Origin of the sequence: Alcaligenes ammonioxydans, assembly GCF_019343455.1 — a bacterium.
Classification (GTDB): domain Bacteria; phylum Pseudomonadota; class Gammaproteobacteria; order Burkholderiales; family Burkholderiaceae_B; genus Alcaligenes; species Alcaligenes ammonioxydans.
In genome coordinates this window covers 3,074,911-3,089,322 of the sequence record NZ_CP049362.1, presented here as the reverse complement: position 1 = coordinate 3,089,322, position 14,412 = coordinate 3,074,911, and the positions used below count along the sequence as shown (strand labels likewise).

Annotated in this window: 14 protein-coding genes; 5 read left to right on the top strand and 9 right to left on the bottom strand. The window is 58.8% G+C overall.

What is annotated here, in order from left to right; translation table 11 throughout:
- Nucleotides 1–83: 83 nt before the first annotated feature.
- The 3 genes from FE795_RS14155 to acuI are packed head-to-tail and all read right to left on the bottom strand — an operon-like array spanning nucleotide 84 to nucleotide 3,017.
- The gene (locus tag FE795_RS14155; protein WP_003801781.1) at nucleotides 84–836 is read right to left on the bottom strand and encodes an enoyl-CoA hydratase/isomerase family protein; all 753 of its coding nucleotides are present in this window, start codon (nucleotides 834–836) and stop codon (nucleotides 84–86) included.
- The gene (locus tag FE795_RS14150; RefSeq protein WP_003801777.1) at nucleotides 833–1,984 is read right to left on the bottom strand and encodes a CaiB/BaiF CoA transferase family protein; all 1,152 of its coding nucleotides are present in this window, start codon (nucleotides 1,982–1,984) and stop codon (nucleotides 833–835) included. The genes FE795_RS14155 and FE795_RS14150 overlap by 4 nt, the downstream gene beginning before the upstream one ends.
- A 46-nt stretch (nucleotides 1,985–2,030) precedes the next feature.
- A complete protein-coding gene (gene acuI / locus FE795_RS14145) occupies nucleotides 2,031–3,017 on the bottom strand; it encodes an acrylyl-CoA reductase (NADPH) (protein WP_131070896.1) in 987 nt (328 codons plus the stop codon).
- Between the two features lie 339 nt (nucleotides 3,018–3,356).
- Between acuI and FE795_RS14140 the strand changes: the two genes are divergently transcribed.
- From FE795_RS14140 to FE795_RS14125, 4 genes are read left to right on the top strand one after another with little or no spacing between them, the layout of a single operon-like run.
- Nucleotides 3,357–4,355 (top strand): Bug family tripartite tricarboxylate transporter substrate binding protein, encoded by a 999-nt coding sequence (locus FE795_RS14140; RefSeq protein ID WP_003801773.1) that lies wholly within the window; start codon nucleotides 3,357–3,359, stop codon nucleotides 4,353–4,355.
- Between the two features lie 34 nt (nucleotides 4,356–4,389).
- On the top strand, nucleotides 4,390–6,492 hold the full coding sequence (locus FE795_RS14135) for an acetate--CoA ligase family protein (protein WP_219235090.1): 2,103 nt from the start codon (nucleotides 4,390–4,392) through the stop codon (nucleotides 6,490–6,492).
- A 43-nt stretch (nucleotides 6,493–6,535) separates the two neighbouring features.
- Nucleotides 6,536–7,288, top strand: a complete 753-nt coding sequence (locus FE795_RS14130) for an enoyl-CoA hydratase/isomerase family protein (protein WP_003801770.1) — start codon at nucleotides 6,536–6,538, stop codon at nucleotides 7,286–7,288.
- Nucleotides 7,289–7,343: 55 nt separating this feature from the next.
- Nucleotides 7,344–7,910 (top strand): cysteine dioxygenase family protein, encoded by a 567-nt coding sequence (locus tag FE795_RS14125; protein WP_219235089.1) that lies wholly within the window; start codon nucleotides 7,344–7,346, stop codon nucleotides 7,908–7,910.
- Nucleotide 7,911: 1 nt separating this feature from the next.
- Here FE795_RS14125 and FE795_RS14120 read toward each other — a convergent pair whose 3' ends face one another.
- From FE795_RS14120 to FE795_RS14100, 5 genes are all read right to left on the bottom strand, one after another.
- Entirely contained in the window at nucleotides 7,912–8,673 is a 762-nt protein-coding gene (locus FE795_RS14120) for an alpha/beta hydrolase family protein (protein WP_219235087.1), read from the bottom strand.
- Nucleotides 8,670–9,794: a DUF3182 family protein gene (locus FE795_RS14115; protein ID WP_230406203.1), complete on the bottom strand. Its 1,125-nt coding sequence runs from the start codon at nucleotides 9,792–9,794 to the stop codon at nucleotides 8,670–8,672. Before FE795_RS14115 ends, FE795_RS14120 begins: the two co-directional genes overlap by 4 nt.
- 34 nt (nucleotides 9,795–9,828) lie before the next feature.
- The gene (otsB, locus tag FE795_RS14110; protein WP_003801763.1) at nucleotides 9,829–10,620 is read right to left on the bottom strand and encodes a trehalose-phosphatase; all 792 of its coding nucleotides are present in this window, start codon (nucleotides 10,618–10,620) and stop codon (nucleotides 9,829–9,831) included.
- Nucleotide 10,621: 1 nt separating this feature from the next.
- On the bottom strand, nucleotides 10,622–11,593 hold the full coding sequence (locus tag FE795_RS14105) for an SDR family oxidoreductase (protein WP_059318281.1): 972 nt from the start codon (nucleotides 11,591–11,593) through the stop codon (nucleotides 10,622–10,624).
- Between the two features lie 85 nt (nucleotides 11,594–11,678).
- Nucleotides 11,679–11,858: a KGG domain-containing protein gene (locus FE795_RS14100; protein ID WP_059318282.1), complete on the bottom strand. Its 180-nt coding sequence runs from the start codon at nucleotides 11,856–11,858 to the stop codon at nucleotides 11,679–11,681.
- Between the two features lie 139 nt (nucleotides 11,859–11,997).
- Here FE795_RS14100 and FE795_RS14095 point away from each other — a divergent pair, with 139 nt between their 5' ends.
- Entirely contained in the window at nucleotides 11,998–13,065 is a 1,068-nt protein-coding gene (locus FE795_RS14095) for a mechanosensitive ion channel family protein (RefSeq protein WP_003801756.1), read from the top strand.
- On the opposite strand, the gene FE795_RS14090 is transcribed toward FE795_RS14095, so the two are convergent.
- Entirely contained in the window at nucleotides 13,004–14,392 is a 1,389-nt protein-coding gene (locus tag FE795_RS14090; RefSeq protein WP_059318283.1) for an alpha,alpha-trehalose-phosphate synthase (UDP-forming), read from the bottom strand. The genes FE795_RS14095 and FE795_RS14090 overlap by 62 nt on opposite strands.
- Between the last annotated feature and the right edge of the window lie 20 nt (nucleotides 14,393–14,412).

Genomic DNA, 14,412 nt, shown 5'->3' with positions numbered 1-14,412 from the left:
ATGAAGCAGCCCGGCTTTGAGCGGTTGTCACAGTTTGGAGCTTGCCCCGGTTTTCTGGGACAGTTCAATTCAAACCAAAGAACTCAAGACGTCGCGGCCTGCCTGAAGGCCGCAATTCTTTGTTTGATACCGGGTGCGGACGCAGAGCGCACCAAGGCCGCCATATCCCGATCAACCTGTTGTGGGCAGCCGGTTAACTGATGCAGATAGGCGCGACTGGTTGCGTCCAGCAAGCCTGCTGTCTGTTGCGCCTGCTCGATGACAGCAGGCCATGTGTCAGGCTCTTGTATCCCTTCAATAAAACCCAGTTGCTCTGCTTTGGCAGCATCAAACACCTGGCTGCCTGCCAGAAGCTGATGAGCCTGCTGGCCGCCAATCAAGGCCGCCAGTCTGCCGGTTCCCAGTGCCAGGCCAAATTGCAGTCCAGGCATGCGAAAGCGAGCATCCGCGCTGGCGACGCGTTGACGGCAGACCGCAATCAAATCCACGCCTGCCCCAAAGTTTTGCCCATGCGCCAGGGCCAAGGTGGCGCATGGTGTGTGAGCCAGCAGCTGCAGAAGGGTTTCGATGCGGATAAATCGCAGTACCAGATCCCCTTCGCTTTGCTGCTCGTAGTCGCTGAAGTCAAAACCCGCACTGAAGTTGCGGCCTTCCCCGCGCAGAATCAATAAATCGGCCTGGGCCTGTTCTGCGGCCTGCACGGCCGCGATCAAGGCTTCTACCAGCTCGGCTGACAAGGCATTGCGCTTGTCAGGCCGGTTCAGTGTCAGGGTCCAGACTTTATCCTGGCAGTCCACGTTCAGGCTGGGGCTGCTGCTGCCGTACCGCGCGGTCATGGGGTGACTCCGTGCAGGATGCTGTCGTTGTGCTCGCCCAGCGCGGGTGGTGCCAGACGGACGGGCAAGCCCACCCCATTGATACGCAGGGGCGAGACAAAGGTGCGGGTTTCGGTATCCGTACCCGGCAGGCGGATGTTTTGCACCCATTGCATGTGCTCGACTTGCGGGTCGCGCAAGACGTCGGAATAGCGGTTGATGGGGCTGCACGGTACGCCCTGGGCACGGAATTGAGCCAGCCAGTGTTCGGAGTCGTGTTGCGCAAAAATGGCTTCCAGCAGTTCACGCAAGGCATCTTGATGTTTGGCGCGCAAGGTGGTGCTGGTAAAACGCTCGTCCTCGGTCAGATCAGGGCGTTCAACGACCTGACAGACAGATCGCCATAGTGCATCGTTGCCCGCTGCCATGGCGAAGTAACCGCCTTTGCACTGGAATGCCTGATAGGGAGCATTGCGTGGGTGAGCGGAGCCCAGCTTGTCCGGATCGCGGCCGCTGCCAAAATATTCCGAGGTTTGCAGCGCAGCGATGGCCAGCGTAGTACCCAGCATGGGGACGTCGATATGCGCGCCCTGACCGGTGGCGCGTGCTTGCGGCAGGGCGGCGCTGATGGCAAAAGCGGCATATAAACCGGCAGCAAAGTCTGCCAGCGGCACACCACACTTGACCGGGGCGCCGCCGGCTTCGCCCGTTACGCTCATCACGCCGCTCATGGCCTGGATGGTCAGGTCAAAGCCGCCTTCCTGCGAGCGCGGACCGCTTTGCCCGTAGGCCGAAATCGAGCAATACAGCAGCCTGGGATTCAGGGCCTTCAGGCTTTCATAATCCAGCCCTAAACGCTGCATGACGCCGGGCCGGTTGTTCTCCAGCAAGACGTCGGCATCCAGTACCAGCTGGCGTGCCTTGGCCACATCATCGGGGTTTTTCAGATCCAGCGTTACTGAACGCTTGTTGCGGTTTAGCGAAGCAAAGTTCTCGCTATAGCCCTGGTTGATGGGTGGCCAGCTTCGCAAGGTGTCACCCCCTTTAGGGTGCTCGATCTTGATGACGTCGGCCCCCATATCGGCCAATAACATACCGCAGTACGGGCCAGCGGCCACATTGCAAAATTCCAGTATCCGAACCCCGTTCAGGGGCAATGTCGTATCCATGAATCAGCTCCAGAGCGTGACAGGTAAAGGGGGGGCCGACCCGGCCTTAAGCGTTGACATCAACCACGATGCGGCCGCGTACCTTGCCTTCCAGTAGCTGAGCGGCCTGATCAATGGCTTGGGAAAGCGTGATGGTGCTGGCACCGATGCGCTCCAGGGCTTCAATAGACAAATGCTTGGCCAGCAAGTCCCAAGCCGCCAAACGCTCGGGTTTGGGGCAATGCACGCTATCCACACCAATCAACTGCACGCCACGCAGAATGAAGGGGGCCACGGAAGCAGGGAAGTCCATGCCTTGAGCCAGACCACAAGCGGCCACGGCGCCCAAGTACTGCGTGCCCGCGCACACATTGGCCAGGGTGTGGCTGCCCACGCTGTCGATGGCACCGGCCCAGCGTTCTTTGCCAAGCGGCTTGCCGGGTTCGCTCAAGGTGTTGCGGTCCACAATTTCGCTGGCGCCCAGCGCCTTCAGATAGCTTTCTTCTTGAGGGCGGCCCGTGCTGGCCATCACGGTGTAGCCCAGGGCATGGAGCAGGGCTACGCTGACACTGCCTACGCCACCCGCGGCTCCCGTAACCAGAATCGGGCCCTTGTCGGGCGTGACGCCCTGGCGCTGCAAGGCACGTACGCACAGGGCGGCGGTGTAGCCCGCGGTACCAATCATCATGGCTTGCTGGGTGGAGAAGGCTTCGGGCAGGGGGATCAGCCAATCGCCCTTGACGCGTGCCTGCTGGGCCAGGCCACCCCAATGCACTTCACCCAGGCCCCAGCCGTTAAGCACTACCTTCTGGCCGGGCTTGAAATTCGGGTCGCTGCTGTCAGTGACGGTACCGGCGAAGTCGATGCCGGGCACCATGGGGAACTGACGCACTACCGGCGATTTGCCCGTCATGGCCAAACCGTCTTTGAAGTTCAGGGTGGAGTAGTCGATGCGAACCGTGACCTGGCCTTCGGGCAGGGCGGACTCGTCCAGGGTTTGCAGGCTGGCTTTGTATTGGCCGTCGGTTTTGTCGATGACAATGGCAGAGAACATGAATGAATTCCTTCGATCAGTTAAGAGTTGTGTTCTGATATTTGGAACAGCGTTCTTCAAAATGACATAAAAAAGCAGTATTTTCATTTTATCCAGAAGCGCGTTGCGGTCAAGCCTAAAGCACCAGGATCAACAGACTGGGGAAATCCCGAGGGGGATTAATAGTTGACACTTGAAATCAAATCTCCCTATATTTGAGCCGTTGTCCTCAGTTGCTTGTGTTGTTGCTGTCTGTTGTATTCAAGCCGTTTACGCGGCATTTTTAATATCAAAAACAAGAACAGCGTTCTATATATTGGAACAAAAGAGGGTTGCTCCCTCACACAGGAGGCAAGGATCATGTCCAGTTCTTTTTTTTCGCCCACCGGGTTGCTACGTACTTTGCTGGTCTCGGGGCTGGCTGCAGTCAGCAGTTTTTCTGTACCGGCGGCCAGTGCGGCTGACGCCTACCCCAGCCGTGAAGTGACCTTTGTGGTTCCTTATCCCCCCGGCGGCAACAGTGACAACCTGGCGCGAGTATTTGCCGACCGCCTGCGCGTCAAGCTGGGCGTGCCTGTCGTTATTGAGAACCGACCCGGCGGCACCACTTCGCTGGGAACGTCGATGGTGGGGCGCGCCAAACCTGATGGCTATACCTTGTTGCTGGCGACCAGCACGGCCTTTACCGTGTTGCCCTATATACGCGATGTGCCTTATGACCCGGTAAAAGGTTTTGAGTTTGTCGGCAGTCTGGCTGGCTATCTTCCCATCATGACGGTACGCAATGACCTGCCCGTCTCCAACCTGAAAGAGTTTGTGGAACTGGCGCGCAAAGAGCCCGGCACCCTGACCTATGGCTCGGCCGGTATTGCGTCTGGAGGCCACTTGGCAGGAGAGATTCTGGAAAATGCCCAGAAGCTGGACCTGCTGCACGTCCCCTTCAAAGGCTCGGCAGATACCATGACGGCCCTCATGGGCAATCACATTGACTTCTTTATCGATGGGGTGGGGCTGGAGCTGGTGAAAAGTGGCAAGGCCAAAGCCTTGGTGACGTACGCCAGCGTGCGTCATCCAGAACTGCCGGACGTGCCCACTCCTCAGGAAGCGGGCTTTGATCTGGCCTTGCCTTTTGAGGGGTTCTGGGGACTGGCTGTACCGGCAGGCACACCTGACGATGTCATGAACAAGCTGGCCAAGGCCACCGAAGAAATTCTGGCCGAACCGCAAACGCAGGAACGCTTCCACCGTATCAGTGTCAGCGCCAGCTGGAAAGATGGCGATGCCTATGCGAAGGATCTGGAAAAGAGCCGGGCTTATTACAGCGAGCTGCTCAAGACTATCAAGATGAGCGATAACTAAACGCTCACAGAACCACCAACAGGAGACAAACGTGATGGAAACCGTCACTGGCGCCAGCACGCTGGACGCTTTGCTGGACCCGGCATCCATAGCTTTGGTCGGCGCCTCGGAAGATCAGTCCAAGTTTGGCGGGCGACTGTTTCGCATGCTGCTCAAGCACGGGTATGGCGGCAAGGTCCTGCCCATCAATCCCAGTCGCAGCAGTCTGTTTGGTTTGCCCGCTGTGCCCGGTCTGGCTGCGCTGGACAGCGCCCCGGATCTGGCCGTGTTTACGGTGGGGGCCGATACCGTTCTGGAGCAGGCGCAGATGGCGGCTCAAATGGGAGTGCGTGGTCTGCTGGTGATCTCGGCGGGCTTTGCTGATGCAGGTGAGCGCGGGCTGGAGCGCGAGCAGGCGCTGCTGCGCATTTGCCGGGAGTCGGGCATGCGTCTGATCGGACCCAACTGCCTGGGCATGATCAGCCCCAGCCGCAAGCTGGTGTTGTGTTCGTCGCCGGTGCTGGACAGGGATAGCCTGCCCGAGCGTCCGATTGGTTTTGTCAGCCAAAGCGGTGCCTTGATGACCACCTACTTTGATCGTGCATGGGCGATGGGCGGCGGCTTTACCTATGGCTTCTCGGTAGGTAACCAGGCAGATCTGGACTTGTGCGACTTTGTGGATTTCTTGATTGATGATCCCAAGACGCAGGTGATCTGTACCTATATCGAAGGCATCAAGGATGCACAGGCCTTGCGCCGTACGGCTCGCCGGGCGCAGGCCGCGGGCAAGCCCTGGCTGGCCGTCAAGGCCGGGCGCTCCAGTGCGGGCAAGGCAGCCGCCTTTTCGCATACCGCCAGTGTCGCCGGGGACCATGATGTGTTTGCCAGTGTCTGCCGCGATGAAGGCATCAGCCTGATGGACGATATGGGAGCCATGCTTCTGTTGGCAAACAGCATGGTGCGCTTTACCAGCAACACGATTTCCAAAGTTGCGATTGTGACGCCCTCGGGCGGCGGCGGAGCCCTGGCCGCAGATGCCTTGGCAGAGCAGGGCGTGGAGCTGTCCGGCTTTTCTGCTTCTACCCAGCATGCCTTGGCTGTCCACTACCCGGCCGGGCAGGCGGATAACCCGGTGGATCTGGGCGCCCGTCTGACCCAGGATTGCACCGAAGTGGCCCGCGCCACTTTGGATGCCCTGATGCAGGATCAGCAAAGCGATGCGGTATTGATTACGGCCTCCATGTGTCCGCAGGAATGGATGGCGGCTCTGATTGAAAAAATCATCCATCCCGAACCGCACTGGGCCAAGCCCGTCATGGTGGCGTTTGATGCCGGTGCAACATCCGAGCCTTTGCGGCAGAAGCTGGCCCAGCACGGCCATGCGTATGCCAGCTCCAGTCTGGAGGCGGCCCTGGCCTTGTCAGCCTGGAAACGTCATGGCCAGTTCGTGCCGCGTCAGGTAGCGATGCGCCCCAGTGCCTGCCAGGCTCCTAGTGTGATGCCGCGTGGTGTTCTTAATGAAGATCAGTCCAAACGATTGCTGGCGCATTACGGCTTGCCGGTGAATCTGGGCCAGGTATGTGAGGACGTGGAACAGGCCGTGGCGCAGGCCGAGCAGATGGGTTACCCGGTGGTGATGAAGATTGTCTCTCCCGACATTGTTCATAAAACCGAAGCGGGCGGGGTGGCGCTGGATGTGGCCGACGAGGCTGGCTTGCGACGGGATTTTGCCCGGCTCTACGCGAATGCCAAAGCCTATAAGGCGGATGCCCGTCTGGAAGGTGTTTTGGTGCAGGCCATGGCCAAAGGCGATGTGGAGCTGTTGATCGGAGCACGTCAGGATGCGCAGTTTGGCCCGGTGGTGGTGTTTGGGGCGGGCGGCATTTTGGTGGAAATGCTCTCGGATCGGGTGATTGCCGCCGCTCCTTTGACTCTGGCTGATGCAGATCGACTCTTGTCTACTTTGATGATCGACAAGCTGTTGCAGGGATACCGGGGGCGCATGCTGGATCGGGCCGGGGTGCTCGATGCGATTGTGCGTGTCAGCTTCCTGGCTCACGACCTGCGCGACACCGAGTTTGAACTGGATATCAACCCATTGATCGTGGCGGCCACCCGTTGTCACGCCGTCGATGCCCGCCTGTCCATAGGCGCATAAAACCAAGATCGATTCTTTTAACAATACCCAGGAGGAGTAAACCATGTCGGATTATCAGTGCATTCTTGTCGAAAACCACGATGACGGTGTGTCCATCTTTACGATCAATCGTCCTGATCGCCGCAATGCCTTGAGCGCCACGGTGGTCAAGGAGCTGCAGCAGGCGTTTTTGGTTTTTGATGAGGACCCCACACGTCGTGTAGCCGTGCTGACCGGGGCAGGTAATGACGCTTTTTCTGCCGGTGCCGATATTAATGAGTGGCCCGAGTTGTGGCGTGCCATCCCCACGGTAGGATTTGAAACCGACAAGCCCATTATTGCGGCTGTCAGTGGCTGGTGCGTGGGTGGGGCCCTGGTGATGGCGATGATGACGGATTTGTTGGTGGCCTCCGAGAGCGCCAAGTTCTCCTACCCGGAAGCCAAGCTGGGTTTTACGGGCGGCATTATCTCCGGCCTGGCCTCGCGCATTCCGCATCATGCCGCCATGGAAGTGATTCTGTTGTGCCGCACCTTGGAAGCCCGTCGTGCTTATGATCTGGGTTTTGCCAATGAGGTGGTGCCGGTCGGTGAGCAAGTTCAGGCAGCCGTGCGCATGGCTCAGGATCTGGCCAAGATGTCGCCCCGTGTTTTGCAGACCCTCAAACGCTTTATCAATAATGAGGTGCTGACACGTGGGCCGTCCGAGCAAATGGCGCGCACCATGCGCCAACTGAAGGCGATCGAGGATAGTTATGATGCCAAGGAAGGGATGAACGCGTTCAAGGAAAAACGTGCCCCGGTGTATCTGAACAAATAAGAACTGATTCACGAATTGGGCCGCAAGGCCCAGGCAACTATGGAGACATCCCCTTATGCACCCCCGTTTTGAGCGCTTTATCCAAGGGATGAATGAATTGACCGCCCGCCCCGCCGTCGGCGAGGAGGATATCTTGCGTGAGGGCCGCGTCCTGCTGGGCGAACTGGTGGCCCAGGACGATTGGCTGGCCCCCGAATACACCCAGCCCCATCCGCAGTTCTATCAACAGTACTTGCTGTATTGCTGTCCACAGGAGCGCTTTTCCGTGGTCAGTTTTGTGTGGGGCCCCGGCCAGAAAACGCCCATCCACGACCATACTGTGTGGGGCTTGATTGGCATGTTGCGTGGTGCCGAACGATCCCGGCCTTTTGACCGTGATCCTCAGACCGGCCAGATGACAGAAGAAGATACGCAGATTCTGGAGCCGGGCGTGGTGGAAGTGGTGTCACCCACGGTGGGCGATATACACGAGGTCTCCAATGTCTATGACGACCAGGTGTCCATCAGCATTCACGTTTATGGCGCGGATATCGGCAAGGTACGCCGCCATGTGTTTGATCCGCAGACCGGGCAGGCCAAGGAGTTCGTCTCCGGGTATGCCAACCGGCCTGCAGTGGTCTGATTTACGCGATGTCCTTGGGCAGGTGGCCGATGCGTGCGCCAATAATCATTTCCTGAATCCAGCGATACAGCAGCACAGAGTAATTGCGCTGGGCGACTTTTTCGTCCAGCGCATGGTTGCTTTCCTTGAGCACACGATGAGTCAGAGAGTTGGCCTGGCTGAATGCTTGTCGGTAGGTCAGCAAGGTCTGGCGAGGAATCAGTTCGTCATGCTCGGCTTCAAAAAGCATGACGTCGCCGGTGAACTTCGAGCAGGCATGCAGCGCCCGGTTGTCCTGCGGGGTATGGCTTTGCAGGCGGTAATCCTGAAGCAAGCTGCGTTTGAGCTGATCTTTTGGGGCTAGCCAGTCCTCATCCGGGTAGAGCGCCGGGGCAAGCAGACTGAGCCAGCGGACCGCCCGAAATTCACTGAGCAGGCAGGCCAGGTACGCCCCATAGCTGTGGCCGACAATAGCAATGGAATTGGCATCGACCATGGGATGACTGGCCAAGGTATCAAAGGCGGCGCAGATATCCTGAAAATTCTGTTCACGACTGACTTTTTGGCGTTCCTGGTCGCTGGCATTGTGTCCCGCCAGATCAAACGTCATGCAGATGCAGCCCATGCCGGCAATGGTGTGGGCCCGTTTAAGGTCAAATCGTTGACTGCCGCCCCATCCGTGTACGAACAGAATTCCCGGTATGGGGGACTGGGGCACCAGCAAGCGAGCGTCGAGCTGCTGGTGCGCAACCTTGATGGTGGTCTTGAATATGTCAGTGCTCATGAGGACAAGGGACCTCCAAAGCGTGCCAGATAGCCATTGCCGAGTTGCTGCAAACTGTACAGGTGGGGGGATTGCCGCACTGGATCGGGATCGTCCATATAGCGTTCCCGTGTCCAGGCGTGCGTGTGGCCTTGCTCGGGATGATTTTGCAGGCTGCGCATGGCCAGTATTTCCGCAATGGAAGCGCCTCCGCAGCGCCAGGAATGTTCGAGTACCGCAGCCTGATAATTGCCCCGTGCATCGCGCCCGACAATGACATCGTAGTTGCGACGTGAGGCATACAGAGAAGGGTAGGCCTGCGTAATCCTGCTTTCATAGTTCATCGCAAGATCGATCAGATATTGAATGCGTTGCATCCCCGAGAGCTGCAGCAAGGCATCAAATCCGCCTCGGACCATGAGTAGGGTGGTGCCGCCGTAAACCGATTCCTGCTGTCGGTTGTTGGTCTGATGCTGTTGACCGATATAGGAAAACAGGTGTTCGCCAATTTGTGTCTGACCAACGCTGAAGGTCTGGCTCTCGAGCAGGTTTTCCTCCAGAACCAGGCCATGTTCAACCTGCTCCTGCCAGGGAGGGAGTGCCAGCAGCTCTTCCAGTTGCTGGCGGCTGTAGACGACCCGCTGGCCTTCGCCTGCACTGGCGCGGGCCAGCTTGATCCGTATGCCGGTATGACCCGCCTGATCCAGCAGGCTCATCGCACGCAAGGCGTCGGGAATCGAGAAGGCGCTGTAGCCGGGTAGCACCGTAGGACCCAAGGCCTTTGCCAGATCATTGTTCCAGCCCGCGGGCCGGTCCATGTCGGACTGTGCGAGTGGGTGAGCCACTGTTTTGTAGGCCAGAAAATCATGCGGGACCACGCCCCCATACAGTTGGGCTGCGCAATGGATGCCTAAACGTTTGGCTTGATCTAGGTTCAGGGTTTGGGCGGGCAGGTAAAAGGCGTCGCGGACCTCTCCCTCCAGTTGGTCTTCATAGGCCATGTAGATATGGGACAGGTCCAGAAACTGCGCCAGTTCCCTGGCCATGAACTGCAGACCTTGAACTGTGCCACAGTCACAACCGCTGACCGGAAGGCTGATCTGCAACGATGTCGTAGATCGGGGAATGGCGATTGTGCTCATAGTCCATCCTTTGAAAATGAGGTGGGTTGCTCACTTAAGGAGCAGCGGTTTGACTGTCCTTTGAGCGTAGGGGGGCAGCAGAGAAGAAACGGGTTTCCAGCAAACTGGTTTGCAAAAGCCTGAGCAGATCGGCGGGTTGGGGCAGACAAAGCTGGGCCGCACTCGCGGGTTCGGGGGGGCCTATACGGATGCTTACGCCGCCTTGTTGATTGACAAAACGAAAGGCCGCCTCGTCGGTGAGGTCGTCACCCGCCATGATGGGTTTGCGATCGGCAAACGGGGGCAGACTGTGCGCGCGGGCCAGAGCCTGGCCTTTGTCCACGCCGGCCGGACGCAACTCGATCACACAATGGCCGCGGATCAGCTCAAAGCCCGGATAGTCCGAACACAGCATGTTCAGCTCGCTGTGGAGCACATCGCCCAATTGCGGGCATTGCCGAAAGTGGACCGCTAGGCCGTGCGATTTGCGTTCCATCCAGACAAGGGGGTGGGGGTGGATCAGCGTGGCTGCTGCACGCGACAGGCTGTGATGCTGCGCCGCATTGAGAGGTGTGTTCCAGCATTTCTGCCCGTCTGCATCATGCATGGCTGCGCCATGGCTGCTTATCATCGCCAGCGGCAGTCTGCAGCAGGCCTGTTGCAGACTGGCGTAATCCCGTCCCGAGACCAACGCCACGGCGCCTTGGCAGGCAGCGTGCAGGTTTAGCAGCAGCTCGGCGGTGCCAGAGGCCAGCGCCACCTGTTCGGGGCGCTGGGCCAGGGGCACCAGCGTACCATCCAGGTCCAGATACAAAGCGGCCTGTTCCAGTTCGATCGCGCGGTTCATGTCAGGTTCCTGGGTAGCCTGTGATGGGGAGCACCATCCCGGTGATGTAGCTGGCTGTAATGGGGCTGGCCAGATACACATAGGCTGGGGCCAGTTCCTCGGGCTGGGCCGGGCGTCCAAATACGGTTTGCGCCCCGAAGTCAGGGATTTCCTCGGCAGGAGCGTCTGCCGGATTCAAGGGGGTCCAGACAGGGCCAGGGGCCACCGCGTTCACGCGTATGCCCTTGGGCGCAAGATTGGCCGCCAGTGAATAGGTAAAGGCAATGATGGCCCCCTTGGTGCTGGCGTAATCCAGCAAATGGGCAGCACCGCGCAAGGCGGTCACCGAACTCGTATTGATGATGGCATCGCCCGCATGCAAATGCGGCAGGCAGGCTTGGGCCATATAAATGTAGCCGTAGATATTGGTGCGGAATGTTTCGTCCAGGCGCTCGGGCGTCAAATCCAGCAGGGATTGGGCGTGTTCTTGAAAGCCGGCATTGTTGACCAGAATATTGAGCTTGCCAAAGCGATCCAGGACCTGCTCGATCGCCTGACGACAAAACTCGGCATCTTTGACATCACCGCGCAGGGTCAGGCATTGCCTGCCTTCCGCCTCCACGGCCTGGCGTGTCGTTTGGGCATCCTCGTCCTCATGAAGATAAATAATGGTTACATCCGCACCTTCGCGCGCATAAAGCACGGCAACGGCTCGTCCTATGCCGGAGTCGCCTCCCGTCACGATGGCCACCTTGCCTTCCAGCTTGCCGCTGCCCTTATAGTGAGCGGCCTCATAACGAGGAGCGGGATCGAGATCACTTTCGTGGCCGGGCTTTTCCAGGTGTTGTTGGGGCAGGGGGGGAGTGGGGTAATCGCTGCCCGGGTGGCTTTTATCATGCGTGATGGGCTCGTTCTGGCCGACCCCGTTCTTGTCCTTCTGATCCTGCTGTTCTTGCAGGTGACGTTGCTCGTTCACTGTTTGACGCGTTGTCATGATGGCTCCTGAAATAGACAAAGAATGGGACAGGGCGCGGCGGCCCTGGTGGGTGCGCCGCGTCCAACTGGGGCTTGGCTAAGGCTTAGCGTCGCTGCTCCTGGGTGGCCTTGCCACCTTTGGCGCCGGCCTTGCGGGCCTCTTGCGGGGTGAACTCGTGCGCGGCGCGGCCGCCTTCGGCGGCAATCTCGCGCTGCTTCTGGTCGTTCATCGAGGCAAAACCGCGCTGATCCTGGCGATCCTGATTGTCTGTGTGTTTGGTCATAACACGCTCCTTGATTGAATGAACGCCAATCCCGTGATTGATCAGGACTCATCCAGCACAAAGCGTGCCTGGTCCGCCTGGTTTGGCAGGGGCACACAATTTGCTGCACGGGCTCAGGACTTGAGTCAGGAGAGCGAACATGATGGCAATGAGCGGATGGGCATGGCTGCTGATAGTGGCGGCTGGATGGACATCGCTGTGGCTGTTGCACTATCTGGGCGGCAAGCTGATTGTGCGTCTGGTTCCGGCTGAACACTTTCTGGGCCTGTTGTGCGCCCGCATTGTGTGGCCGTCCCGCGTTTTTCTGCTGGCCGTCTTTTTGCGGTTTTGTATTCCTCTGGCGCCCATCACGGCCAAGTGGCAGGCCTATCTGATTGTCGGCGACATGATGGTGCTGATTGTGTGCACCACCTGGATGCTGATGAGCGCAGTAGAGGCTTTGTTCCAGCTGGTTGTCGCCCGTCATCCCTTGAACGTGACGGATAATCTGCGCTCGCGGCAGATCTACACACAGGCACGTGTGCTGGCGCGCAGCACGCATTTTTTGCTGGTTCTTCTGGGGGTGTCGTTTGCCCTGCTGGTGTTGCCGGGGGCACGTCAGATAGGGACCAGTCTGCTGGCCTCGGCGGGGGTGGCCGGTCTGGTCGCCGGGATCGCCGCACGACCTGTGTTGGGCAACTTTATTGCGGGTTTGCAGATTGCTTTTACGCAACCCATCCGGATTGACGATGTGGTGATTGTGGAAGGGGAATGGGGGCGGATTGAGGAAATTACGGCGACGTATGTCGTCGTTCGCGTGTGGGACGAGCGCCGCCTGATAGTGCCTTTGCAATGGTTTGTCGAGACGGTTTTCCAGAACTGGACCCGACGCAGTGCGTCCTTGCTGGGTACGGTATTTCTGTGGGTGGATTACTCCGTCAATATGCAGGGCCTGAATACGGCTTTCAAAGCATTATGCGAGTCCTCCGAGCTCTGGGACCGTCGCGTGCAGGTCTTGCAGGTGATCGATACCAATGAGTGGGGCATGCAACTGCGTTTTCTGGTTAGCGCTGCGGACTCGGGGCGTCTGTTTGATTTGCGCTGTCTGCTGCGCGAGGGTCTGGTGGCCTATCTCGCGCAGCATCAGCCGCAGGCTTTCGTGCGGGTCAGGATGCTGGAAGCTCAGCCATCGCCGACTCAGCCTGTTGATGTGGCGCCTGACCGCTAAGATCGCCAAGAAACTGCTGGCACCATTGCCCCAGATCCTGTTGGCGTAGTTGCATCAACAAAGTCTGGTGGCGATGGCGACGCTCGGCTAAGGACATGTTCAGCGCCTCATACAGGCAGTGAGCGGTGCCTTCTATATCAAAGGGATTGACCGCCAGATAGCCGTCCTGTAGCGATTGGGCCGCTCCTGCAAAGGTGGACAGGACCAGCACGCCTGGGTTGGCTGGGTCCTGGGCGGCGATATATTCCTTGGCGACCAGATTCATGCCATCGCGCATGGGCGCGATAAATCCTACTCGTGCGCGGCGCAGCATGCGCATCAGCTGGGGGGCGGGAAAGGCACGGTTCATATAGACAATCGGGCTCCAGCCGGGCGTGGCGAACTGGCCATTGATCAGTCCGGCCAGACTTTCCAGCTCTTCGCGCATGAGCTGATAGTCGTGAATATCGCTACGGGTGGAGGGAGCAATCTGTACATAAGTGGCTTGACCGTGCAGCGTGGGGTAGCGACGCAGCAACGCATCAAATGTGCGCAAACGATGGGCCAGTCCCTTGCTGTAGTCCAGTCTGTCCACACTGATAACGGTTTCAGCGCCATTGAGCGGCTCTTCAGCGGCACCCTCGTGCGCCCAGGAGGACGCACTGGCCAGGGACTGAATCAGGTCCACATCCACCCCGATCGGATAAACGCCCGTACGTGTTCGGCTGTTCCCGGCGAGCGGTGGCGTGGCCTGCAGTCCTGCTTGCAGAGCGCTGTGGTCGCTGGGGCTTTGAACGCCGATCAGGTCATATTGATGCAGCATGCTCATCCAGGACTCATGTCTAGGGATGGCACGCAACACTTCCGGGCAGGGAAAGGGGGTATGCAAAAACAGTCCCATTGCCTGTGGCATCCCCTGTTCCCGGCAAAAATGCGCCAGGGGCATCAAGTGATAGTCGTGTATCCAGATCAGATCATCGGGCCCGGCAATCTGACTGAGGAACGTGGCCATTTGCCGGTTCACTTCCAGATACTGCTGGAAGTGATGTGTCTGAAAGTCCATCAGGTCCAGCCGGTAATGAAATGCCGGCCACAGGCAGGTGTTGGCGTACCCGCAGTAAAACTGCTCATATTGCTCCTGGCTGAAGGAAAAAGTGACTGCCTGGTAGCGGCCACGATCCTCGGTATGCAAGGTTCCCGCTGCCGGATCACATTGTCCGTTCCAGCCCAGCCATACGCCTTGGATATCTCGCTGACGCAGCAACTGGTCAACCGCCACTGCCAGTCCGCCGGTGCATGGCTGTTTTGCGCTGGCGACCCGTACCGATACCACGATGATTTTGCTCATGCTGATTCTCGCTGGTTGGT